Source organism: Geomicrobium sp. JSM 1781026, assembly GCF_041949955.1.
In the GTDB taxonomy this organism is placed as follows: domain Bacteria; phylum Bacillota; class Bacilli; order Bacillales; family Marinococcaceae; genus Geomicrobium_A.
In genome coordinates, this window is sequence record NZ_JBHFQF010000011.1 from 78,025 (window position 1) to 100,881 (window position 22,857).

A 22,857-nucleotide genomic window follows, 5' to 3' on the forward strand; every position below is an offset into this window, starting at 1 on the left:
TTTTTTAGGAAGCTATTTTCTGATGACTCAGTTATAATAAAGGAAAGATCTAGAAATGAGGGATGCGCGATGCCAACGTGGCTGAACGAGTTGCTTACAGGAATTGGTTTGTTTTTTGTGCACCCACTTACATATATCGCACTACTTTTTATGGCTTGGTTAGGGTACCGCCGCGTTAAAAGAGAACGTAAGATGTTTCATACAGGAATCGGGGCTTGGACGAATGAATTGTTTTACCCGCTTATTCCCGGTGTGTTAGCAGGGATCGTGCTTTCATCTGTCGTTTTGCTACTCGGTTTGGTGTTCGCACCTGCATACATTTTAATGGCTGCAATGCTGTATGCATTGCTTCTCATCGTATTCGGTGCGCGTTTCTTATCAGCTGCATATGCACTGTTAATTGCGTACTTATTGGATGTTGGTTTCGCCTTTTTCAATGTGGAACTGCCATTTGTGCAAGTAGGACAAGCTGAGGCGTTTCCTGTACTCGTTCTCGTTGGGCTGCTCCTCATAGTGGAAGCCATCCTTCTAATTCGGTTAAAGAAACCGACACACTTTTCGCCGCTTCGGACAAAGAGTAAGCGAGGAAAGTGGATTGGTGGACAAATGGTGGAACGAGCTTGGCTCATTCCCATTTTCATATTCATTCCTGGAAGTGGATTTTCTGACATCGGTTGGTGGCCAGTATTTTCGTTCGGAAATGAAGTTTCGCTCGTACTACTACCCATACTCATTGGACACCGAGCGCGTTCACAAACTGAACTACTGTACAAGCAAATACAACGTACGGCGATCCGTACGCTTTGGTTGGCTGTACTGGCAAGTGTCGGTGCAACTATTGTGTACTTTGATGTTTTCTCATCACTCGTAACGGTCTCAGTGTTGTTCGCCTTCGTAGTGTTCGTTCATATATTGCGGGCATCAAGGGAAGGTCGTCAAATTCCATACTTCACGCCACGGTCTGATGGAGTGATGATTCTTGCAGTAATTACTGATTCTCCTGCAGACAAGATGGGCTTAAAACCAGGGGAAATCATTACAAAAGTACACCAAGAACCGGTCAATAGCGAGTGGAGTTTCTACCAAAAGCTGCAAATTAACCCTGCGTATGGACGGGTCGAAGTTGTTGATGCTCAAGGTGAAAAGCGGATCGAACAAGCCGCTCTTTACGATAATCAGCATCACGAATTAGGCATTATCTTTTTGAAGCCCGAAAGCCGTGAAGAGTGGCATAGTTACGACTCACACGGATAATTAAAACAAAGTTGTTATAAGACATTCCCGATTGAGGCATTCTATGAATAATCATGCCAAAAACGGGAATGTCTTTTTATGGACATTGTAAAAGAAAAAGCGAAAATATGTTCGCTTTTTCTTTCGCTATGGTATACTTACACAAAGAAGATGATCGTTGTTGACAGAAGGAGGAACGTGTTTTGAGCCGAGATTTTGAGTTAGTATCGGAATACGAACCGCAAGGGGATCAACCGAATGCAATCAAAGAGATTGTGAAAGGGGTTCGTGATGGGAAACGTCACCAAGTGTTGCTTGGAGCGACGGGAACAGGCAAGACATTTACGATGTCGAACGTCATTCAAGAAGTAAAGAAACCGACGTTAATTATTGCACACAATAAGACACTTGCTGGTCAGCTATATAATGAGTTCAAAGCATTTTTCCCTAACAATGCTGTGGAATACTTTGTTAGTTACTACGATTATTATCAACCGGAGGCGTATGTGCCTCAGTCGGACACCTTTATAGAGAAAGATGCAAGCATTAATGATGAGATTGATAAGTTACGGCACTCGGCAACGAGCGCGCTTTTTGAACGTGATGATGTCATCATCATCGCAAGTGTAAGTTGCATCTATGGCTTAGGATCACCGGAAGAATACCGTGATCTTGTCGTTTCCTTACGCACGGATATGGAAAAAGGACGCGATGAGCTACTCAATGACTTGGTAGACATTCAATATACACGCAATGATATTAACTTTATTCGTGGTACGTTTCGCGTACGTGGAGATGTTGTAGAAATCTTTCCAGCATCTCGTGATGAGCAATGTTTTCGTGTAGAGTTTTTTGGTGACGAGATTGACCGGATCACTGAGGTAGATGCGTTAACCGGTGAAGTCATCGGGGATCGTAATCACGTCGCTATTTTCCCAGCCTCGCACTTTGTGACTCGTGAAGAAAAGATGAAGAAAGCGATTGTGAATATCGAGAAAGAATTAGAGGAACAGCTTGACGTGTTGCACGGTCGCAACAAATTGCTTGAAGCGCAGCGACTAGAACAGCGGACGCGTTATGATATTGAAATGATGCATGAAATGGGCTTTTGTTCAGGTATCGAGAACTATTCAAGACACCTTACGTTCCGGAACCCTGGCGAATCCCCGTACACGTTAATTGATTTCTTTCCAGAAGATTTTCTTTTAATTGTAGATGAATCGCACGTTACGTTACCGCAAGTACGGGGAATGTATAACGGAGACCAAGCGAGAAAGCAAGTGCTTGTTGATCACGGCTTCCGTCTGCCATCAGCAATGGACAACCGCCCATTAAAGTTCGATGAATTTGAGGGTAGGGTATCGCAAGCGGTATATGTCTCCGCAACACCTGGATCTTATGAAGAGGAACAGTCTCCGGAAATGGTTGAACAAATTATCCGGCCGACGGGGCTGCTTGATCCACTTGTTGATGTGCGTCCGATTGAAGGTCAAATTGATGACCTCATCGGTGAGATTAATGAACGTGCAGAAAAAGGTGAACGAGTACTCATTACGACGCTTACGAAGAAGATGTCGGAAGACTTAAGCACATATTTGACGGAAATTGGTATTAAAGTAAAATACCTTCATTCTGATATTAAGACGCTAGAAAGGCTGGAGATTATCCGGCAGTTACGCCTCGGTGAGTTTGATTGTCTCGTCGGCATTAACTTGTTGCGTGAAGGGTTGGATATTCCTGAGGTTTCCCTTGTTGCAATTTTAGACGCTGACAAGGAAGGGTTTCTACGAGCGGAGCGCTCGCTCATTCAGACGATGGGTCGTGCGGCACGAAACGCAGCAGGTCAAGTCATCATGTATGCGGACAAGATTACAGGCTCGATGCGGGTCGCTATTGATGAAACTGAGCGCCGGCGCGCCATCCAGAAGAAGCATAATGAAGAGCACGGCATCGAACCGAAGACGATTCAAAAAGCTGTACCACAGACGGTGCAAGCGACGGTCTCTTCTGACGAAACAGACAGCGCGGTCGTAAAGAAACCAAAACAGATGTCCAAAGAAGAACGAGAGAAAACGATCGAGAAGATCGAAACAGATATGAAAGAAGCTGCGCGCTTATTGGATTTCGAACGGGCAGCTGAGTTACGAGATGTGCTCATCGAACTAAAGGGTAGCTAATCGACTATGGATGGAAGGGAAGACCCGACTTATGGCATTAGAGAATATTCAAGTTAAAGGTGCAAGATCACACAATCTAAAGAATGTAGATCTGACCATTCCTCGCGATCAACTTATTGTATTTACAGGGTTGTCGGGCTCAGGTAAGTCATCCCTTGCGTTTGACACGATTTATGCTGAGGGGCAGCGCCGGTATGTGGAATCACTATCTTCGTATGCAAGGCAGTTTTTGGGACAGATGGATAAGCCAGATGTAGACAGTATTGAAGGCTTATCGCCTGCGATTTCCATCGACCAGAAGACGACGAGCCAAAACCCGCGATCAACCGTTGGCACCGTTACTGAAATATATGATTATTTACGATTGTTATTTGCCCGTATTGGTATGCCTTATTGCCCGCGACACCACATTCCCATTACGTCCCAAAGTGTTCAGCAAATGATTGACCAGCTGCTCACATATCCAGAACGAACGAAAATGCAAATTCTTGCGCCTGTCGTTTCTGGGAGAAAAGGTACGCACGTTAAAGTATTTGAGGACTTAAAGAAACAAGGGTTTGTCCGTGTTCGTGTTGACGATACGATTGTTGACTTGTCTGAAGAGATTACGCTGGAGAAGAATAAAAAGCATAATATTGAAGTGGTGGTAGACCGCATCGTGATTAAAGAGGGTATTGAGGCCCGACTTTCAGGTTCTTTAGAAACCGGTCTTGAACTATCAGGTGGACGCATTCTTATTGATGTTGTCGGCGAGGAAGAAGTATTGTTTAATCAACATCATTCTTGCCCTCATTGTGGATTCTCCATCGGTGAGCTAGAACCGCGTCTTTTCTCTTTTAACAATCCTTTTGGGGCATGCCCTACGTGTGATGGTATCGGTGCGAAACTGGAAACCGATGAAGAATTGGTTGTTCCTGACGCTGATCTTTCGTTGAATGAACATGCGATTTTGCCGTGGAAACCAACGAATTCTAACTATTATCCGCATCTCTTGCAAGCTGTGTGTTCTCACTTTGGTATTGATATGGATGTCCCATTCAAGCATCTTCCGAAAGAACACGTGAATATCTTGTTTTATGGCGGTGGCAAAGAGAAAGTGCTGTTTCGCCATGAGAATGAGTTTGGTGGCGTCCGGGAACGACTCATTCAATTTGAAGGGGTGCTAAACAATATCTCCCGTCGTTACCACGAGACGTCGTCAGACTATGTGCGTGAGCAGATGGAGCAATACATGATTAGCAAGGCATGTAAAACGTGTAATGGGCATCGCTTAAAAGACGAAAGTCTCGCTGTCTGGATTGATGGAAAGCATATCGGTCAAGTGACGGACTTGCCTATTTTACAAACGAAGTCGTGGATTGAGCAGCTCGACTTGTCTGAGAAAGATCGCCAAATTGCCCGGCTCATTTTGAATGAAATCTCTGAGCGTCTAGGGTTTTTAGGGAATGTCGGTCTCGGATACTTAACACTTAGCCGTACAGCTGGCACGTTGTCTGGTGGGGAAGCCCAACGTATTCGTCTTGCCACCCAAATTGGCTCGGCATTGATGGGTGTTCTATACATTTTGGATGAGCCGAGCATCGGCTTGCACCAACGAGATAACATGCGCCTCATCCGAACGTTGGAAAGGATGCGTGACCTTGGCAATACGCTAATTGTCGTTGAACATGATGAAGACACGATGCTTGCTGCCGACTATATCGTTGATATTGGTCCCGGTGCCGGGTTAAACGGTGGGTATATTACGTCCGAAGGAACACCAGATCAAGTAATGGAAGATCCAGAGTCATTAACTGGTCAATACTTGTCAGGGAAGCGGTATATCCCATTGCCAAAAGAAAGAAGAAATCGTACAGATCGAAAGATCTCAATAAAAGGGGCAAGCGCTAATAACTTAAAAAACGTGTCCGTTGATATTCCCCTCGGGGTGTTCAATGCGGTTACTGGAGTATCAGGATCTGGGAAGAGTACACTCATCAATGACATTCTCCGAAAAGCACTTTCCCAAAAGCTGCACCGTGCTCGTGAAAAGCCAGCAAAACACCGAGAGATTAAAGGGATTGAAGAGCTGGATTACGTCGTGAACATTGACCAGTCTCCGATCGGGCGAACGCCAAGATCGAATCCAGCAACGTACACAGGTGTATTTGATTATATTCGCGAAGTGTTTGCGATGACGAACGAAGCGAAAGTACGAGGGTATCAGAAGGGCCGGTTCAGTTTTAATGTGAAAGGCGGTCGTTGCGAGACATGCCGAGGAGACGGTATCATTAAGATTGAGATGCATTTTCTTCCTGATGTCTACGTGCCTTGTGAAGAATGTGACGGGAAACGATATAATCGCGAGACGCTCGACATTAAATACAAAAATAAGAACATTGCAGATGTGCTTGAGATGACGGTTGATGAAGCGATTGTCTTTTATGAGAACATCCCAAGAATCTACCGCAAAATTAAAACGTTACAAGATGTCGGATTAGGGTATATAAAATTAGGGCAATCTGCCACCACGCTGTCAGGTGGGGAGGCTCAGCGTGTGAAGCTTGCATCGCAACTTCACAGGCGGAGCAGTGGTCGTTCTTTATATATCTTGGATGAGCCAACAACGGGATTACACGTCGATGACATCAAGCGGCTGTTGCAAGTGTTGCAGCGCCTCGTTGACCATGGTGACACCGTACTTGTTATTGAACACAATCTAGATGTTATCAAAACCGTCGACTATATGATTGATCTCGGACCAGAAGGTGGAGATGGCGGTGGTGAAATTGTCGCTACTGGTACACCAGAGCAAATCGCTGCTAACAATCAGTCACACACAGGTGCGTTCTTAAAGCCGATTCTTGAACGAGAGAACAAACGCATGGACGAAGAAGCATCAGTAAATTCGTAGTTCATCTGAAACCGGTTTTTCCTATTAAACGTATATGTATCAATCGCAAATCATTAATCTGAAAGTGGGGGATATATTGTGGAAGAACGCAAAATGATTCTAAAGATGATTGATGAAGGCAAGATTAGTGCAGAAGATGGCGAGAAGCTCATGAAGGCGATTGGCAACCAAGAGAAAAAGCAATCGACGGTGAGCAGTTCGACGACACGTGAAACGTCAGAGTTAAGTACACAAGTGAATTGGGACGAAGGAAATAAGCGATTTGATGAACGAGAGAACGAGCGTCAAAACGGATCGGATGAAAGCAGTCGCTGGAGCGAAGGTGCCCGTTGGTTCTCAGATTTTGTTGAGTCAGCAGTGACGAAAATCAAAGAACTTGATCTTGATTTCAACTTCGGCAATGCAGTTGAAGTAAACCATATCTTTCAACATACGAATATGACCGAAGAGCTGTTTGAAGTGTCTTTAGAGAACGGCACGATTGATGTCGTTGTTTGGGATGAAGAAGACGTGAAAGTCGACTGCAAAGCGAAGGTGTATAAGGCGGATGGTGAAGAGGAAGCGCGCGATGCATTTCTAGAAAACACCGTGTTAGAATCCGTCGGTGGAGAACTACACTTGTACACGAAATCCAAACGTTTGAAAGTTAATACGACAATCTACGTCCCGAAGAAGAAGCTAGATAAGTTGAAGTTGTACACGTTTAACGGCAAGATTTCGTTGCGAGATGTGGACAGCACGTACGTGACGGTCAAATCGGTGAATGGGAGCTTGGAACTTGAAGATCTTAAAGCCGATGTTTTGGAAGCCGAAGCGATGAATGGAACGATTCATATTAAAGGCGGTCAAAGCGAAAGAATTGACTTGCGCACAGCGAACGGTACGATCGATATAGAAGGAAGTTTCGACGACATTGACGCTGAATCACTGAATGGCACGATTAATTGTCGTCTGCGTGATGTAAAGGAAGGCAGAGCGTCATTGAATGCAACAACAGGTTCAATTTATGTCGTTGTACCTGAGGAGATTGGCACGAAGGCGAAACTCAAAACAAACGTTGGCAATTATCATTGGAAGTTGCCGAATGTCGATGTACTTGAGGAGAAACGAGACTTTATTCAAAAGACGCTTTCGTTAGTCTCTAACCCAAGCTACGAACAGCAGCTTCGCATTGAAGCGAGTACGAAAACAGGCTCAGTATCATTGAAATCAGAAGGAAGAGAATAGGAGGTAGCGAATATGGGATCTTTGCGCCGTTCAGATACGGACCGTTGGTTCACAGGTGTTTGTGGTGGTTTGGCGAACGTTTTATCGATTGACGTGAAACTGATTCGGATCATTGCTGTCATTAGTCTCATATTCGCTTTTCCTTTCACTTCTCTCGTATATTTGGCAATGACGATACTCGTGCCTTCAGAAGGAGACAGACAAACGTGATCGGTTGTTTTTTCTATATTGCGGTGAATGCAGCAGTGCTTTTAATTACAGGTTTACTATTTGATGGGTTTGAACTAAGCGGTTGGGGAGCAGCGATCCTTGCTGCCGTTTTGCTCGGCTTGGCGAACACACTCGTAAAGCCAATCATTGTCGTCTTGACCTTACCTGTCACCATCGTAACGCTTGGTATCTTTATTTTCGTCATAAATGCTCTGCTCTTGTACGTGATTTCTTGGGTAATGGGCGATCTATTCATGATTGAGAATTTCGGTACCGCGATTCTAGCTGCTGTTGTTATGGCAGTGATTAACGCATTGCTTAACTTGCTGTCAAAACCGTTCACATCATAATTTAAGAGCGCCCGGAATCCATCACGGGCGCTCTTTGTCGTTCATTTGCGCTTTCAAACATGCTACAATAGTAAAGATCTGCGAACGGCTTGATCGTGGAATGCATGGAGGTGTAACGATGTCAAAAGTAACGGCGAAAGACTTGATCGATCGCTTCTCGTTAGAACTTCTCGGTGGAGAGGATGGAATTTACCGTCCGATTACAACGAGTGATATTTCTAGGCCGGGTATGGAAATGGCTGGTTTCTTTACATATTATCCTCGTCGGCGATTGCAATTGTTAGGTAGAACGGAGCTAACGTTTTTAGAACGACTCACTGCCGACCAGAAAGCTGAAAGAATGGACAAGCTGTGCACAGCCAACACACCTGGGGTCATTATTTCCAGAGGTCTCGAAGCGCCGGAAGAATTAAAAAAAGCATCTGAACGCTCAGGTGTACCGATTATGCGAGCAGATATGACAACGACTCGACTCATCAGTATGGTGACGAACTTCCTCGAAGCACAACTAGCGGACACAACGGCTGTTCATGGTGTGTTAGTCGACATATACGGAATCGGCGTTCTTATTACTGGTGCAAGTGGTGTTGGTAAAAGTGAGACGGCTCTTGATCTCGTGCGTAGAGGGCATCGACTCGTTGCCGATGATTCGGTAGAAATTAGTCAACAGCATGCGGATACACTCATGGGGAGAGCGCCTGACCTTATTCGCCATCTGTTGGAAATCCGTGGACTTGGCATCATTGACGTCATGACACTATTTGGCGCCGGCGCCGTCCGACCGTTTAAACGAATTACGTTAAATGTACACTTAGAAATTTGGGATGAGACAAAAGCTTATGATCGTCTTGGCATCGATGAAGATAAGTTACAAATTCTAGAAAGTGAAATACCTAAATATACAATTCCTGTTCGCCCTGGGCGAAACTTAGCGGTTATCGTTGAAGTAGCTGCCATGAACTTCCGGCTGAAACGGATGGGCATTAATGCAGCACAGGAATTCTCGAACAAGTTGATGGATGTTATTGAAGACTACGATAAAGATGAATAAAAATAATTAAGAGGTGAGCGTATGCTGTTTTATTCGGTTCAGCCACTAAATCCGGTAGCCATTGAAATATTTGGATGGCCCATTTATTGGTATGGGTTGATCATTATGCTCGGTGGACTTCTCGCATTTTTACTCGCGAATCATGAAGCGAAACGAAGAGGACTACATTCAGAGCTACTTTTAGACTTGTTAATTTGGGCAGTCCCTATTTCCATTGTGAGTGCCCGCTTGTACTACGTACTTTTTCGACTGGATTATTACTTGGAAAACCCTGGGCAAATTATTGCCATTTGGGAAGGCGGCCTTGCCATTCACGGTGCTCTCATCGGTGCCGTTATTACAGCCATCGTCTTTGCGAAGAAACGAGGAGTATCGTTTTGGAAACTTGCCGATATTACCGCGCCAAGTATCCTTTTAGGCCAAGCAATTGGACGTTGGGGTAACTTTATGAATCAAGAAGCACATGGTGGGGAAGTGTCACGCCAGTTTCTTGAGAACCTCATGTTGCCTGAGTTCATCATTAACCAGATGTACATCGATGGCACGTATTACCACCCGACGTTCTTATACGAATCACTTTGGAGTTTGATCGGTGTTGCCATACTCTTGTACTTACGCCGTGTGAACTTACGTCGTGGTGAGCTGTTCCTCACTTATGTGATCTGGTATTCCTTTGGGCGACTATTTATAGAAGGTTTGCGGACCGACAGTCTGATGATCTTTGATTTGTTGCGCACAGCCCAAGTGTTATCGATTGTGCTCATTATTGGTGCTGTTGCTGTCTTAATCTATCGAAGAAAAGCAGGTCTTTCGGATGTTCGCTACAAAGATGATGACGAGAAAACGAACAAGAAGAATAACCATAAAAAGAAATAAATGAATTGAGGAAGCGGATGAAAACGTTAAAACAAGGTCTGATGTCTGGACTGAAGACAACTTGGATGCTCGCAAAAATCATCTTTCCGATCACGTTTCTCATCACGGTTCTATCACATACACCGGTTTTGGACTGGATTGCCCGGCAAATCGCTCCAGTGATGGGGTGGCTTGGATTGCCTGGAGAGGCCGCCATCCCTCTCGTACTTGGGAACTTTCTTAATTTGTACGCAGGGATCGGTGCGATCCTTTCACTGGAGCTCACTGTAAAAGAAGTCTTCATTCTTGCTGTTATGTTGTCATTTAGTCATAACCTCATCGTTGAATCGGCAGTAGCAACGAAACTCGGAGTAAGAATTTCTGTCATTTTGCTCGTTCGTATTGGGTTGGCGTTGTTTGCTGCGGTCATGATCAACTGGCTTTGGCAAGGTGGGCAAGAAATTGCACAATATGGCATGTTGCAATCACCTGAAACGGTTGAGCCTACAAGTGTGGCAGGAATAGCGTTTGAGGGTTTAACAGCAGCTACGATGGGAATTTTACAGCTCGCTGTTTTCGTCTTTCCAATCATGCTTCTTATTCAAGTAATGCGAGACCTTAAGTTACTCGAGTGGTTCTCTCATAAGATGCTTCCTTTCACTCGCTTACTCGGAATCGCTCCGAATACATCGACAACGCTTGCTTCTGGATTGTTTTTCGGACTTGCCCTTGGAGCAGGGGTGATGATTGAGGAAGTGAAGAAAAACGGCGTAAAAAAGAAAGATGTTTATCTCGTCGTCATCTTTCTTGTCGCTTGTCACGCCATTGTAGAGGATACGCTCATATTCATACCACTCGGCATTCCAGTCCTTCCGTTACTAGCTATTCGTTTAGTAACCGCCATCCTTCTGACGATGGTCGTTGCCTATTTCTGGAATCGCTCAGAAAAGAAAAATGAACAAAAGGAGGCTGTTGTTCATGAGAACAGTCGATACGGTGCTTTTTGATTTGGATGGAACACTCGTAGACAGCAATGAATTAATTATTTCTTCGTTCGAACATACGTTAGGGCATTATTATCCAGGGGAGTACTCAAGAACTGAAATCCTTCCGTTTATCGGGCCTTCGCTCAATGATACGTTCCAACGCCTTGATGTCGAACGTGCAGAAGAAATGATTGCGATGTACATTGAACATAACCACCGACATCATGACGAACTATTAAAAGAATACGAAGGGGTTCGCGAAGCCATATCAAGGCTGTTTGAGGCGGGGTTTAAGTTAGGCGTTGTGACGACAAAAAGGAAAACAACGACGGAGCGAGGTTTGGAGATTACCGGTTTGAAGCCGTATTTTTCGACGATTGTAACTTTTGATGATGTTGAGCATGTAAAACCGCATCCAGAACCATTAAAGAAAGCGATGCAAGCGCTCGGCAGTCAGCCTGCACAAACGCTTATGGTTGGCGACAATACGCATGATATTGATGGAGGGAAGCGAGCGGGAACAGCGACAGCTGCTGTAAGCTGGGCGGTCCGCGGGTTAGATGAAGTGAAGGCACTGCACCCTGACTATGTACTGAATGATATGCGGGATCTATTGAACATTTTAGGAGTCGAATAACATGGGAAGAAACACACAACGTTACCCAGTGGAAAAAGACAACTCACTTTGGCATATGTATAAAACGGTGTCTTTTTGGAAAGTAGTCAAAAACTTCATCGTCATTGAAGTGAGTCGGGTAACGCCATTTTTACGTGTGAAAAATTGGATGTACCGTCGCCTTCTAAAGATGAACGTCGGTGAGCGTACATCGTTCGCGCTAAAAGTAACTCCTGATGTGATGTACCCGGAGCGAATTACGGTCGGGAGCAATACGATTATCGGTTTTTCGACGACAATTTTAGCGCACGAATATTTGATTGATGAATACCGGATAGGAGACGTCGTCATTGGCAGCAATGTGATGATTGGTGCAAACTCTCTCATCTTACCTGGCGTAACGATTGGGGATGGAGCGATTGTGTCGGCAGCGACACTCGTTCATAAAGATGTCGCACCCGGAGCATTTGTTGGTGGTAATCCGATGCAAGTCATTACTCCTAAATAACGAATAGAAAGGAGGTGTTCGTATGACGGCTGAAGAAAGCTTTATTCTCGGGATTCTCGCGTTTTTAGGTGTGTTTATTGTTGTAATATTTATAATGGCGATCGTCCTGTATTTATTCCTTGCTTTTGGTCTATTTAAAATGGGGCAACGGGAAGGCATCGATTACGCATGGCTCGCATTTATTCCTTACGCACAATACTACTTACTTGCAGTGTTAGTTAAAGATCGTCTAGGTTCAGGGATGCGCGAAGCGCTACCGTGGATATTAATTGGGCTCATGGCTGCAAACTTCATGTTTGGATTCATTAGTTCTTTCATTCCATTCGCATTCATTATTACGATTCCGTTAGGGTTAGCATTAACTGGTTTCACACTGTTTGCATTTTTCCACCTGTTTAAAAAATACAGCGATAGCTACGTCGTTATGTTCGTATTTACTATCTTAACGTTGGGCGCACTCGGCTCCATCTTTACGTTTGTTATTCGCAATAACGAAAAAAGATTAGACGGAGCGGCGGTCTAAAAAAAGCTTGCTGTTGTACATAAACAACAGCAAGCTTTTTGTATATGTTCATTGACGAAATTCACGAATAAGTGTAAACTCTACAATATCTTTAATGTGTTATCGCTCTAACAAACTAAAGTAAAAAATCCTGTAACTGGGGGATATCTCCATGTCGAATCCATTTATGTTTGAGAAACCGCTCGGAATGAATGATACGCTACCTCCACTTTTTAATCGGACGAAAGACATCGAGGAAGCGATTGATGCAGAAGTGCGCCTTTGGGGGTACAACATGCTACATACGCCTGCTCTTGAATACTATGAAACCGTTGGTGCTGCGTCTGCCATCCATGATGCAAAGTTGTTTAAGCTATTGGATAAAGAGGGCCGTACGTTAGTGCTGCGCCCAGATATGACCGCACCGATCGCGCGCGTGGCAAGTTCTGGTCTGCAAGAAATGCCATTTCCACTACGACTTTCCTACAATACGTACTTGTATCGGGCTCAAGTGAATGAAGGAGGGCGTCCTGCTGAGTTCCAACAGTACGGGGTCGAGCTCATTGGAGACCGGACGATGAATGCCGACGGAGAAGCGATGGCGCTCATGGCCTTCTCTTTAAAGCGAACCGGACTTGATGGTTTTCGTATTGCATTTGGTCATATCGGCTTTATGAATGCACTATTTAAAGAAATTGTCGGTCAAGGCCAAGGTGTAGCAGAATTAAAGCAATACTTATATGAAAAAAATTATGTAGGGTTCAAACAGCGTGTAGAGCAATTGTCTGTCTCCTCCTTAGAGAAAAATCGTTTGTTGCAATTGTTATCATTACGCGGTGGGTTAGAAGTATTGGATACGGCGAAAACGCTCGTCACGAGTCCAGAAGCGTTGCGTTCATTGGAAGAAATTAAAGACGTTTGGCATGTGTTAGAAAGCTACGGCGTCTCGGAGTATATGAATATTGACTTGAACCTCGTCATGCACATTGATTATTACACAGGTGTTGTGTTTGAAAGCTATGCGTTTGATCTCGGGTTTCCGCTTGGGAGTGGGGGTCGTTATGATGAATTGCTACCAAAATTCGGAAGAGAGGCAAGCGCAACCGGCTTTGGCTTGCGCCTGGACCGTCTCGTCGAAGCACTCGATCATGTTGAACCGCCAACTAGCGAAAAAACGACGCTTATTTTGTTTAGCAAAGAAAGACAACAAGAAGCTTTCCAGCAAGCACAATCATTGCGTAAAACCGGTCAGAGCGTCGTTCTACAAAACGTGGCTGGGGTCATGGACCTCGATCAGTTTACGTCGCAATATACCGATACGCTGCAGTTGATTGGAGGCCGTTCCTCGTGAATAAAGACTGGATTACAATTGCAATGCCGAAAGGAAGAATTTTTGAAGAAGCTGCCGATCTATTAAGAAAAGCAGGTTATTCATTGCCCGATGAATTGTCAGCTGGCCGCAAGCTCATCGTTGAAGCAAAAGAAGCAGGCATGAAGTTTTTTCTCGCAAAACCGATGGATGTACCGACCTATGTAGAACACGGCGTCGCCGACATTGGCGTTGCCGGAAAAGATGTGTTGCTCGAAGAGCAAAGAGACGTTTATGAAGTTCTAGATTTGAAAATTAGCAGTTGCTATCTCGCGGTTGCAGGTTTACCGGGAACGAAGCGGGGGGAAGTGGCCCCGAAAGTAGCGACAAAGTATCCGAACGTTGCAACACAATATTTTAAAGAGCAAGGAGAACAAGTCGAAGTGATTCGGTTGAACGGATCGATCGAACTGGCTCCGCTCGTCGGACTCGCTGAACGAATTGTTGATATTGTATCAACGGGAAGAACACTGAAAGAAAACGGGCTGTTAGAATTAGAAACAATGGAGGCAGTCACTTCGCGCCTCATTGTAAACCCTGTCAGCTACCGCATGAAAGATCAGCAGATTGATGACATTATCCATCGGTTGCAACAGATCATCGAGGAGGGGCAGCAATGAAGATTGAATACGTAGACACGAGTCGTCCGTTAACATTAAAACGATACGGTGAAGACGGGAACCAAGCGTTGGTAACGGAGTCTGTGAGAACGATTATTCAGGACGTACGCCAGCGAGGAGACGAGGCGGTGTTCGCGTATACGAAAACGTTTGATGGTGCTGATTTGACTGATCTTTTTGTATCAGCGGACGAAGTTCGGTCTGCTTATGAACGTGTTGACTGTGATGTGGTCACGGCCATTCAAAAAGCAGCAAAAAACATTCGTGAATACCATGGACACCAACAACAAAAGTCATGGATGATGACGCGAGAAGACGGTACGATGCTCGGCCAAAAAGTGACACCTCTCGACTCCGCAGGAATTTATGTTCCAGGTGGAACGGCGGCGTACCCGTCAACAATCCTCATGGATACGATCCCAGCACTCGTCGCCGGGGTAGAGCGAATTGTGATGGCGTCACCTCCAGACGAAAACGGCCAGCTCCACCCCGCTGTTCTCGTCGCAGCAGCTGAACTCGGCATTCAAACGATTGTCAAAGCCGGTGGGGCGCAAGCCATTGCAGTTTTAGCATACGGGACTGAAAGCCTCGAACCGGTGGATAAGATTGTTGGGCCTGGGAATCAATTCGTCGCTGCCGCTAAGCGAGAAGTATACGGTCACGTCGATATTGACATGATTGCTGGGCCGAGTGAGATTGTCGTGCTTGCTGATGAATCGGCACGCGCCGATTATATTGCCGCTGACTTGTTATCTCAAGCCGAGCATGATGTTCAGGCAAGTGCTATTCTTGTGACGAATTCCGAATCGCTCGCTACACAAGTGAGAGAGCAAGTAGAAAGACAACTTCAAGGTTTGCCTCGCGAAACGATTGCAAGACAAGCGATTGCCGATTATGGTGCCATTTACGTGACCGACTCAATAAAACAAGCAGTAGACGTCGTGAACACGCTTGCGCCTGAACATTTGGAGGTGCTCACTGAGCAACCGTTCGAATGGTTAGGAAGTATCAAACATGCAGGCGCCATTTTCCTCGGTGAATACAGTGCAGAAGCGGTCGGGGATTATTTTGCCGGGACGAACCATGTGTTGCCAACGAACGGCACAGCGCGGTTTTCGAGTCCGCTATCGGTCGATGATTTTATGAAAAAATCAAGTGTGATTCACTATAGCAAAAAGGCGCTCGTAGATAACAGTCAGCACATTACTGCACTGGCGCGAGTTGAAGGGTTTGAAGCCCATGCCCGAGCGGTAGAGATTCGAAAACGTAAGGAGCGGGATGACGATGAGTGAACGAAAAGCCGAAGTCACACGGAAAACCGGTGAGACAAACATTGCCCTTCACCTTCAGCTTGATGGGCAAGGGGGAGGGAACATTCAGACACCCGTCCCCTTTCTTAGCCATATGCTCGATCTTTTTCAAAAGCATGGTCATGTGAACCTTACGGTCGAAGCGACTGGAGATACGGAAGTGGACGATCATCATACGACCGAAGACATCGGCATCTGTTTAGGAATCGCTCTTAAAGACGCCCTTGGAGATAAACAAGGCATTCGCCGTTATGGCAGTGCGTTCGTCCCGATGGATGACGCCCTTGCCCACGTTGTCGTTGACTTAAGCAACCGGCCTCACTTGGAGCTTCGAGGAGAAATTGGTGCGGCAAAGGTTGGAACGTTTGATACCGAACTTGTGCGAGAGTTTCTATGGAAGTTGGCGATCGAAGCGCGCATGAATGTGCATGTGAATGTTCATTACGGTTGGAACACACACCACATTATTGAAGCAATCTTTAAAGCACTCGCGCGTGCGCTTGCAGAAGCGACAAGCTATGACGAGCGGGTAAAAGGCATTCCGTCAACGAAAGGGATGTTGTAAATGATCGGAATTGTCGACTACGGGATGGGCAATTTGCACAGTGTGTCCAAAGCGCTTGAGCGGCTCAACGTGCCGTACGTAGTAAGTGGAGACCGTGAAGAACTCGCCGATTGTGCAGGTCTTATTTTGCCTGGTGTCGGAGCGTTTGCAGATGCGATGAAAATATTGGATGAGCGACGCTTAACCCCGTGGTTAAAGACGTGGGTTGCCGATGAAAAACCACTGCTCGGCATTTGTCTAGGAATGCAGCTGCTCTTTGAGGAAAGTGAAGAGCACGGACGTACAGCTGGACTTAGCCTCTTGCCAGGTCAAGCGGTTCGATTTCGTGGCAAAACACGTGCAGGCAGGCGGTACAAAGTTCCGCACATGGGTTGGAACAAGCTCAACTACACTCAACCCGAGCATCCGCTCGTGCGAGACACAGAACCGGGACACGTGTATTTCGTCCACTCTTATGTCGTTGAAGCGACGACGAGTGAAGTCGTCATCGCCACTGCCGAGTACGATGGCGATGTGCCAGCGATCGTCGGTAGAAATCACGTATTTGGCACCCAATTCCACCCTGAGAAAAGCAGTGATCTCGGCATGCAACTGTTACGCAACTACGTGACGTATGTACAAGAAAGGCAGGCGAGCAACCAATGAGCTTTGACATCTATCCCGCCATCGACGTCCGCGGCGGCAACTGCGTACGCTTGAAACAAGGAAACTATGACGACGAAACCATCTATCATGACTCCCCGCTAACCGTCGCTCGAGAATTCGAGCAAGCAGGTGCAAAGTGGGTGCATATCGTCGATCTCGATGGTGCGCGTGAAAAGAAACCAGTAAATCATGAGAAGATTATTGAAGTGATCCGCCATACAAACCTTTCTGTACAAATTGGCGGCGGCATTCGAACGGCTTCGGATATCGAAGATTATTTACAAGCGGGCGCTGCCCGCGTGATTCTCGGATCGGTCGCCATCTCAAATCCAACGTTTGCGAAAGAGATGCTTTCCAAGTACCCCGGTCAAATTGTTATTGGTCTTGACGCCCGAAATGGGCATGTCGCCGTCAATGGTTGGCTGGAATCGTCAGAGGCGATGGTTGAAGATGTCGCACGCGAGATGCACGAGGCAGGAGCTCTCACCTTTATTTTTACAGATATACAAAAAGACGGCATGATGGAAGGGCCGAACATTGAAGCGAATGAGCAGCTTGCCCGGGCGAGTGGGGCGGGTGTGATTACTTCTGGAGGTGTGTCCACGCTCAGTGATGTAAGGAAGCTGTTGACGTTGCAAGGTGCAGGTGTTGTGGGTGCAATTATCGGAAAGGCGCTGTATACTGGGGCCATTGATCTTGAGGAAGCGTTGAAAGAGGTGGCCGAGTCGTGCTCACAAAGCGATTGATTCCGTGTTTGGATGTGAAGGATGGCCGCGTCGTGAAAGGGGTACAGTTTGTTGATTTGCGTGACGCGGGTGACCCGGTTGAGCTTGCTGCGTTCTACGATGAGCAAAGTGCGGATGAGCTCGTGTTTCTAGACATTTCAGCGTCTCACGAAGGTCGGAAAACGATGGTGGATGTCGTGCGTGAAGTTGCCGGCACACTCGCTATTCCGTTCACCGTCGGCGGCGGGATCAATAGCGTCGACGATATGCGGGTCATTTTACGCGCAGGTGCTGATAAAGTGTCGTTAAACACAGCAGCGGTTCTTCGACCGGCGTTGATTCGTGAAGGCGCTAATTTCTTTGGGTCGCAATGTATCGTCGTCGCGATCGATGCCAAGTGGGATGAAGGATTGTCCTCTTGGCGTGTGTATACGCACGGCGGAAGGAAGCCGACCGAATGGGAAGTGACTGATTGGGTGAAAGAAGCGGTCCGGCAAGGGGCTGGAGAAATTCTTTTAACGAGCATGGACCAAGACGGGGCGAAAACCGGCTTTGACATTGCGCTCACGCGAGCGGTGAACAGTGTCGTGACAGTTCCTGTCATTGCTTCCGGTGGCGCTGGGAAGCGAGAAGACTTTGCTGACGTTTTTTTACAGGCAGATGCTGACGCAGCGCTTGCCGCTTCGGTGTTTCATTATAAAGAGACGTCGGTTGCTGAAGTGAAAGAAACGTTGCGGGAAAAAGGGGTGAATGTGCGATGAACATTGCCGATCTTCGCTGGGGAGAAGATGGATTAATTCCAGCGATTGTGCAAGATGAATTGACGAAAGACGTGCTCACACTTGCCTATATGAGCGAGGAATCGTTGAAGAAGACACTGGACACGAAAGAGACGTGGTTTTGGAGTCGTAGCCGCCAAGAACTTTGGCATAAGGGGGCGACGTCAGGCAACGTGCAATCTGTCCGAGACGTGCGCTATGATTGTGACGCAGATAGTCTCGTCGTTCTCGTAAGTCCGTCAGGCCCTGCTTGTCATACGGGTTCATACAGTTGTTTTAACGACTCGTTGGTATTTGATGAACCGTCCACAATGAATGATTTTTCCATATTGAGAGAACTCCAGCAAACGATCAAAGAGCGTCAAGAAACACGACCAGAAGGGTCATACACAACGTATCTGTTCGATGAAGGCGTGGATAAGATTTTAAAGAAAGTCGGCGAAGAAGCGGCTGAGATCATTATCGCTGCCAAAAATCGGGATGCAAAAGAGCTCCGATGGGAAAGTGCCGACTTCTTATTCCATTGGCTCGTCTTATTAGAGGAACAAGGAGTAAAAGTAGAAGAAATCTTGGAAACGTTGAAAGAACGTCATAAATAAACGTTTGATTAATGCCAATTGACAACATAAAGAACGAATGATAAGATTTTGGCAATCAAATAAATACGGAACGCATGTGACTAATTCGATTAGGCATGGTGGAACATTTGCTCGGGCTTTTTCGGTCTGGCTAATTCCACCATGCCTTTTTTCGTAGGAGGAGAGTTGAAAATGTTCAAGAAGCTATTCAAAAAATCGAATGACTTCGCCGTTTTGTCGCCGATGAATGGTCGTATCGTACCGATCGAAGACGTTCCCGACCCTGTGTTTAGTGAAAAGATGATGGGCGATGGCGTCGCGATTTGGCCAAAGGACGGTCGGGTCGTCGCACCGGTCACAGGGGTTGTGTTACACGTGCCTGACTCCAAACATGCCATTGGCTTAAAAACAGAAGATGGCACAGAAGTACTCATTCATGTAGGTCTTGAAACGGTGGCACTAGCAGGAAAAGGATTTACTGTGCATGCGAGTGTCGGCGATCAGGTAGAGGTGGGAGAGCTATTACTAGAGTGTGACTTAGCGTACATTGAGGAACATGCAAGCAGTATGATTACCCCCGTCGTCATCACGGAAAAAGCAAATGAGAAGGATGAGTTTGTCATGAGTGAGCATGCAGAGGCTAAAGGTGGGGAAACGACAATTATGACGCGGGCGTAATGGCTAAACAAAGAAGTGAGGAGGTGATGCCGACAATGAAAATCATAAAAGTGTTGAATAACAACGCTGTTATTATTGTTGACGAAGACGAGCAGGAGCAGATCGCCATTGGCAACGGTGTTGGTTTTAATAAACGAAAACACGATCCCATCTCTGAAGAGAAGATCGAGAAACTCTTTGTGCTAAAAGAACATGAAAAATTACAAGAATTGCTCGTTCATATTCCACAAGAACATTTTCATATTTCCAAAGAAATTATTGCTCATGCAGAGAAGCAGTTGAAAACAACATTACACGATCAAATCTTGCTCGCATTGACGGATCACATCTCTTTTGCCATTGAACGTGAAGCCCAAGGCATTCACCTAAAAAATAAACTGTTAAATGAGATAAAAATCTTGTACAAAGCCGAGTATCAAATTGGTTTGTGGGCGATTGGGTTTATAAAAGATGAGATTAACGTCCAGATGCCAATTGATGAAGCGGCATTTATCGCGTTACACATCCACACGATGAAGTTCAAAGCGGGGAATGTGCAAGAAACCGTTCGGCAAACGTCAATGCTAAGAGATATGGTTGAAATTATCAAATCCAATTTACACCTCTCTTTTGCTGAGGACGCCATATCCTATGAACGGCTGATTACACACTTACGGTTTGCGCTCGCGAGAACGTATGACCAGACAGCACACGCGATGGATAAAGAAATGCAACAAATGATTAAACGAAAATTTAAAGTTTCGCACCAATGTGCCGAAGAGGTCGCGAAAACGTTAGCAAGCAAATACGATATCACGTTGCCTGAAGACGAGTTGTGCTATATTGCGTTGCATATCGAGCGACTCAGAAATACAGAGTAGAACCATTTGGTAGTTTTCTGAATTTTACTCATATTAGTAAGGGGGATTTACGATGATGAAAAAGGTTCAGAGCCTCGGTCGGTCGTTAATGCTGCCGGTAGCTGTTCTTCCGGCAGCGGCAATACTCGCCGGGGTGGGGAACTGGATTGACCGAATTTGGGAAGGAAATGCTGCTGGTGCTTTTTTATTATCTGCAGGTACGGCCATTTTGGATCACTTAGGTATATTGTTTGCGGTAGGGATTGCCATCGGCCTTTCAAAAGATAAGCACGGGGCTGCTGCACTGAGCGGGCTCGTCGGATACTTAGTCATTACACAACTACTATCGACCGACGTCGTGGCAGACTTACAAGGAACAGGTATAGAGAACGTCAATGCCGCTTTTGAAAATAGCGATAACGTATTTATTGGGATTATTACCGGCATCGTTACCGCAGCGATGTACAACCGATTCAGTGAAGTGAAGCTCCACTCCGCGCTTTCCTTTTTCAGTGGAAAAAGGTTGGCACCAATCATGTCAGCTGCCGCAATGGTCGCCGTGGCCGGTGTCATGTTCTTCGTTTGGCCGGTCGTTTATACGTGGCTCGTTGCATTAGGCACAGGAATCAGTAATCTTGGGGCAACAGGGGCAGGCTTGTACGGATTCTTTAACCGTTTGCTTATCCCAACAGGGTTGCATCACGCATTAAATTCTGTTTTCTGGTTTGATGTCGCAGGCATTAACGATATAGGTAGATTTTTAGCAAGTGAAGGTATTCAAGGCATTACCGGTCGATACCAAGCTGGGTTCTTTCCGATCATGATGTTCGGTTTACCAGCAGCGGCGCTTGCGATGTATCATACCGCTGATACTGCACGAAAGAAGCAAGCCGCTTCACTTTTAATGGCATTGGCGTTCACCTCTTTCTTTACAGGAGTGACCGAGCCACTAGAATTTTCATTTATGTTTTTAGCGCCGTTGTTATATGTCGTTCACGCCGCATTAACAGGCTTTTCCTTATTCATTGCCGCCTCGTTTGAGTGGACGTCAGGGTTTGGCTTTAGCGCTGGATTCTTGGATTATGTGCTTTCCTTTACGAACCCAATTGCCAGTCAGCCGTATATGCTGCTTCTTCAAGGGTTGTTCTTCGCTGTATTGTATTATGTCATCTTCCGCTTCTTAATCGTCAAGTTGAACTTAAAAACACCAGGTCGTGACGAAGCTGCTTTGGAAGGGCAAGAGGAATCTGTTCAAGACACAACGACCGAAGATGATCATCATGCCACGATGGCAGCTAGCATTTATAGTGGACTCGGTGGGGTGGAGAACGTTGATAGCATTGACTATTGCACCACTCGCCTGAGAGTCGAAGTGAAAGATATGGACAACGTCAATCAAGACCGCATCAAAGCAACAGGTGTACCAGGCGTCAATGTTGTCGGCAAGCATAGCATTCAAGTCATTGTCGGAACCGATGTCCAATTCGTCGCCGATGAAGTAAATCGCCTGAGAGAAAAGGAATAAGTGCATTTTACAAAAACCTAACCTGCCCAGGTTAGGTTTTTGTAGTTACTCGGAGAGTGCGTCTGGATTCTATATAGGATGATCTTAAGATCTTCCTAATTTGGGCTGTGGTTTGTGGTTTTCTATTATAGGCAGATACCTATGATCCAGAGTACAAGGGCGACATCGCCTCACACTGCGCTCCACTTGTGCTCGTTGTATCTGCTACGCGGTTCAGACCATAAGTTCAACATCGGTTCGCCTATTTTGTCTGCTCGCTAACGTGTATAGAAAGAAGTTCAAGTTCCTCATACATTCATTTATGAGGAACTTAGGAAGGAAAAGTCACCATTTTAAAGATGGATCTGCACATAAACGGGGTCAACTGTCACATAGCGCGATATACGTGACAGTTGTGCGCCTGAATTGCTCGTTTTGACGGCTGTATTAGAGTTAGTATAAAAAGTGGACACGCAATAATGAGCGTCTTGTATAATGAAAGGAATACAGGAGGAGCGTGGAAGAACTTATGGGAAAAAAACATGTATCTCAACAATATCGAGAGCATCTTTCAAAGCTAGTCGTTGAAGAAGGACGTACGCCTCGCCAAGTATCTGAGGAAATGGACGTACCGGTT

The 22,857-nt window shown here is 45.9% G+C and carries 23 protein-coding genes; all 23 read left to right on the forward strand.

All coding sequences use genetic code 11. The annotated features are described in order from the left end of the window. Positions 1-69: 69 nt before the first annotated feature. Positions 70-1,254, forward strand: a complete 1,185-nt coding sequence (locus ACE1TF_RS17620; RefSeq protein ID WP_375018741.1) for a PDZ domain-containing protein — start codon at positions 70-72, stop codon at positions 1,252-1,254. A 182-nt stretch (positions 1,255-1,436) separates the two neighbouring features. After that, entirely contained in the window at positions 1,437-3,410 is a 1,974-nt protein-coding gene (gene uvrB / locus ACE1TF_RS17625; protein ID WP_042398018.1) for an excinuclease ABC subunit UvrB, read from the forward strand. A gap of 31 nt (positions 3,411-3,441) precedes the next feature. Further along, positions 3,442-6,303 carry an excinuclease ABC subunit UvrA gene (gene uvrA, locus ACE1TF_RS17630; protein WP_375018744.1) on the forward strand — a complete coding sequence of 954 codons (2,862 nt, stop codon included), beginning with the start codon at positions 3,442-3,444 and terminating at the stop codon, positions 6,301-6,303. A gap of 78 nt (positions 6,304-6,381) precedes the next feature. Then, a complete protein-coding gene (locus ACE1TF_RS17635; protein ID WP_042398021.1) occupies positions 6,382-7,530 on the forward strand; it encodes a DUF4097 family beta strand repeat-containing protein in 1,149 nt (382 codons plus the stop codon). Positions 7,531-7,542: 12 nt separating this feature from the next. Next, a complete protein-coding gene (locus tag ACE1TF_RS17640; protein ID WP_375018746.1) occupies positions 7,543-7,740 on the forward strand; it encodes a PspC domain-containing protein in 198 nt (65 codons plus the stop codon). Next, a complete protein-coding gene (locus ACE1TF_RS17645; RefSeq protein ID WP_238544523.1) occupies positions 7,737-8,090 on the forward strand; it encodes a phage holin family protein in 354 nt (117 codons plus the stop codon). Before ACE1TF_RS17640 ends, ACE1TF_RS17645 begins: the two co-directional genes overlap by 4 nt. Positions 8,091-8,208: 118 nt before the next feature. Then, on the forward strand, positions 8,209-9,141 hold the full coding sequence (hprK, locus tag ACE1TF_RS17650) for an HPr(Ser) kinase/phosphatase (RefSeq protein ID WP_042425020.1): 933 nt from the start codon (positions 8,209-8,211) through the stop codon (positions 9,139-9,141). A gap of 21 nt (positions 9,142-9,162) precedes the next feature. Beyond that, the gene (gene lgt, locus ACE1TF_RS17655) at positions 9,163-10,017 is read left to right on the forward strand and encodes a prolipoprotein diacylglyceryl transferase (protein WP_042398024.1); all 855 of its coding nucleotides are present in this window, start codon (positions 9,163-9,165) and stop codon (positions 10,015-10,017) included. Positions 10,018-10,034: 17 nt separating this feature from the next. Next, positions 10,035-11,003, forward strand: coding sequence for a nucleoside recognition domain-containing protein (locus ACE1TF_RS17660; RefSeq protein ID WP_375018749.1), 969 nt, complete (start codon positions 10,035-10,037; stop codon positions 11,001-11,003). Further along, entirely contained in the window at positions 10,975-11,619 is a 645-nt protein-coding gene (gene ppaX, locus ACE1TF_RS17665; protein WP_375018751.1) for a pyrophosphatase PpaX, read from the forward strand. Before ACE1TF_RS17660 ends, ppaX begins: the two co-directional genes overlap by 29 nt. A gap of 1 nt (position 11,620) precedes the next feature. Then, a complete protein-coding gene (locus ACE1TF_RS17670) occupies positions 11,621-12,106 on the forward strand; it encodes an acyltransferase (protein WP_375018753.1) in 486 nt (161 codons plus the stop codon). A gap of 22 nt (positions 12,107-12,128) precedes the next feature. Beyond that, positions 12,129-12,629 carry a hypothetical protein gene (locus ACE1TF_RS17675; protein WP_375018755.1) on the forward strand — a complete coding sequence of 167 codons (501 nt, stop codon included), beginning with the start codon at positions 12,129-12,131 and terminating at the stop codon, positions 12,627-12,629. Between the two features lie 151 nt (positions 12,630-12,780). Then, positions 12,781-13,959, forward strand: coding sequence for an ATP phosphoribosyltransferase regulatory subunit (locus ACE1TF_RS17680; RefSeq protein WP_375018757.1), 1,179 nt, complete (start codon positions 12,781-12,783; stop codon positions 13,957-13,959). A gap of 23 nt (positions 13,960-13,982) precedes the next feature. Then, on the forward strand, positions 13,983-14,597 hold the full coding sequence (gene hisG / locus ACE1TF_RS17685; RefSeq protein WP_375018779.1) for an ATP phosphoribosyltransferase: 615 nt from the start codon (positions 13,983-13,985) through the stop codon (positions 14,595-14,597). Further along, complete coding sequence (hisD, locus tag ACE1TF_RS17690; protein WP_375018759.1) at positions 14,594-15,889, forward strand: histidinol dehydrogenase; 1,296 nt, start codon at positions 14,594-14,596, stop codon at positions 15,887-15,889. The genes hisG and hisD overlap by 4 nt, the downstream gene beginning before the upstream one ends. Continuing rightward, positions 15,882-16,472 (forward strand): imidazoleglycerol-phosphate dehydratase HisB, encoded by a 591-nt coding sequence (gene hisB, locus ACE1TF_RS17695; protein WP_375018761.1) that lies wholly within the window; start codon positions 15,882-15,884, stop codon positions 16,470-16,472. The genes hisD and hisB overlap by 8 nt, the downstream gene beginning before the upstream one ends. Then, positions 16,473-17,117, forward strand: a complete 645-nt coding sequence (hisH, locus tag ACE1TF_RS17700) for an imidazole glycerol phosphate synthase subunit HisH (RefSeq protein WP_375018763.1) — start codon at positions 16,473-16,475, stop codon at positions 17,115-17,117. Then, positions 17,114-17,863, forward strand: coding sequence for a 1-(5-phosphoribosyl)-5-[(5-phosphoribosylamino)methylideneamino]imidazole-4-carboxamide isomerase (gene hisA, locus ACE1TF_RS17705; protein WP_375018765.1), 750 nt, complete (start codon positions 17,114-17,116; stop codon positions 17,861-17,863). The genes hisH and hisA overlap by 4 nt, the downstream gene beginning before the upstream one ends. Next, the gene (hisF, locus tag ACE1TF_RS17710; RefSeq protein WP_375018767.1) at positions 17,845-18,603 is read left to right on the forward strand and encodes an imidazole glycerol phosphate synthase subunit HisF; all 759 of its coding nucleotides are present in this window, start codon (positions 17,845-17,847) and stop codon (positions 18,601-18,603) included. Before hisA ends, hisF begins: the two co-directional genes overlap by 19 nt. After that, complete coding sequence (hisIE, locus tag ACE1TF_RS17715; RefSeq protein WP_375018769.1) at positions 18,600-19,220, forward strand: bifunctional phosphoribosyl-AMP cyclohydrolase/phosphoribosyl-ATP diphosphatase HisIE; 621 nt, start codon at positions 18,600-18,602, stop codon at positions 19,218-19,220. The genes hisF and hisIE overlap by 4 nt, the downstream gene beginning before the upstream one ends. Positions 19,221-19,391: 171 nt before the next feature. After that, positions 19,392-19,877, forward strand: a complete 486-nt coding sequence (locus ACE1TF_RS17720) for a PTS sugar transporter subunit IIA (RefSeq protein WP_375018771.1) — start codon at positions 19,392-19,394, stop codon at positions 19,875-19,877. A gap of 35 nt (positions 19,878-19,912) precedes the next feature. Next, entirely contained in the window at positions 19,913-20,737 is an 825-nt protein-coding gene (locus ACE1TF_RS17725) for a PRD domain-containing protein (protein ID WP_375018773.1), read from the forward strand. A 52-nt stretch (positions 20,738-20,789) separates the two neighbouring features. Then, positions 20,790-22,241: an N-acetylglucosamine-specific PTS transporter subunit IIBC gene (gene nagE, locus ACE1TF_RS17730; protein ID WP_375018775.1), complete on the forward strand. Its 1,452-nt coding sequence runs from the start codon at positions 20,790-20,792 to the stop codon at positions 22,239-22,241. Positions 22,242-22,857: the final 616 nt, after the last annotated feature.

Excerpts from the sequence above, each read along its gene's own strand:
- ACE1TF_RS17620 (WP_375018741.1), top strand. The coding sequence starts at position 70 with ATGCCAACGTGGCTGAACGAGTTGCTTACAGGAATTGGTTTGTTTTTT.
- uvrA (WP_375018744.1), top strand. The coding sequence starts at position 3,442 with ATGGCATTAGAGAATATTCAAGTTAAAGGTGCAAGATCACACAATCTA.
- ACE1TF_RS17640 (WP_375018746.1), top strand. The coding sequence starts at position 7,543 with ATGGGATCTTTGCGCCGTTCAGATACGGACCGTTGGTTCACAGGTGTT.
- hprK (WP_042425020.1), top strand. The coding sequence starts at position 8,209 with ATGTCAAAAGTAACGGCGAAAGACTTGATCGATCGCTTCTCGTTAGAA.
- lgt (WP_042398024.1), top strand. The coding sequence starts at position 9,163 with ATGCTGTTTTATTCGGTTCAGCCACTAAATCCGGTAGCCATTGAAATA.
- ACE1TF_RS17660 (WP_375018749.1), top strand. The coding sequence starts at position 10,035 with ATGAAAACGTTAAAACAAGGTCTGATGTCTGGACTGAAGACAACTTGG.
- ppaX (WP_375018751.1), top strand. The coding sequence starts at position 10,975 with ATGAGAACAGTCGATACGGTGCTTTTTGATTTGGATGGAACACTCGTA.
- ACE1TF_RS17670 (WP_375018753.1), top strand. The coding sequence starts at position 11,621 with ATGGGAAGAAACACACAACGTTACCCAGTGGAAAAAGACAACTCACTT.
- ACE1TF_RS17675 (WP_375018755.1), top strand. The coding sequence starts at position 12,129 with ATGACGGCTGAAGAAAGCTTTATTCTCGGGATTCTCGCGTTTTTAGGT.
- ACE1TF_RS17680 (WP_375018757.1), top strand. The coding sequence starts at position 12,781 with ATGTCGAATCCATTTATGTTTGAGAAACCGCTCGGAATGAATGATACG.
- hisG (WP_375018779.1), top strand. The coding sequence starts at position 13,983 with ATGCCGAAAGGAAGAATTTTTGAAGAAGCTGCCGATCTATTAAGAAAA.
- hisD (WP_375018759.1), top strand. The coding sequence starts at position 14,594 with ATGAAGATTGAATACGTAGACACGAGTCGTCCGTTAACATTAAAACGA.
- hisB (WP_375018761.1), top strand. The coding sequence starts at position 15,882 with ATGAGTGAACGAAAAGCCGAAGTCACACGGAAAACCGGTGAGACAAAC.
- hisH (WP_375018763.1), top strand. The coding sequence starts at position 16,473 with ATGATCGGAATTGTCGACTACGGGATGGGCAATTTGCACAGTGTGTCC.
- hisA (WP_375018765.1), top strand. The coding sequence starts at position 17,114 with ATGAGCTTTGACATCTATCCCGCCATCGACGTCCGCGGCGGCAACTGC.
- hisIE (WP_375018769.1), top strand. The coding sequence starts at position 18,600 with ATGAACATTGCCGATCTTCGCTGGGGAGAAGATGGATTAATTCCAGCG.
- ACE1TF_RS17720 (WP_375018771.1), top strand. The coding sequence starts at position 19,392 with ATGTTCAAGAAGCTATTCAAAAAATCGAATGACTTCGCCGTTTTGTCG.
- ACE1TF_RS17725 (WP_375018773.1), top strand. The coding sequence starts at position 19,913 with ATGAAAATCATAAAAGTGTTGAATAACAACGCTGTTATTATTGTTGAC.
- nagE (WP_375018775.1), top strand. The coding sequence starts at position 20,790 with ATGATGAAAAAGGTTCAGAGCCTCGGTCGGTCGTTAATGCTGCCGGTA.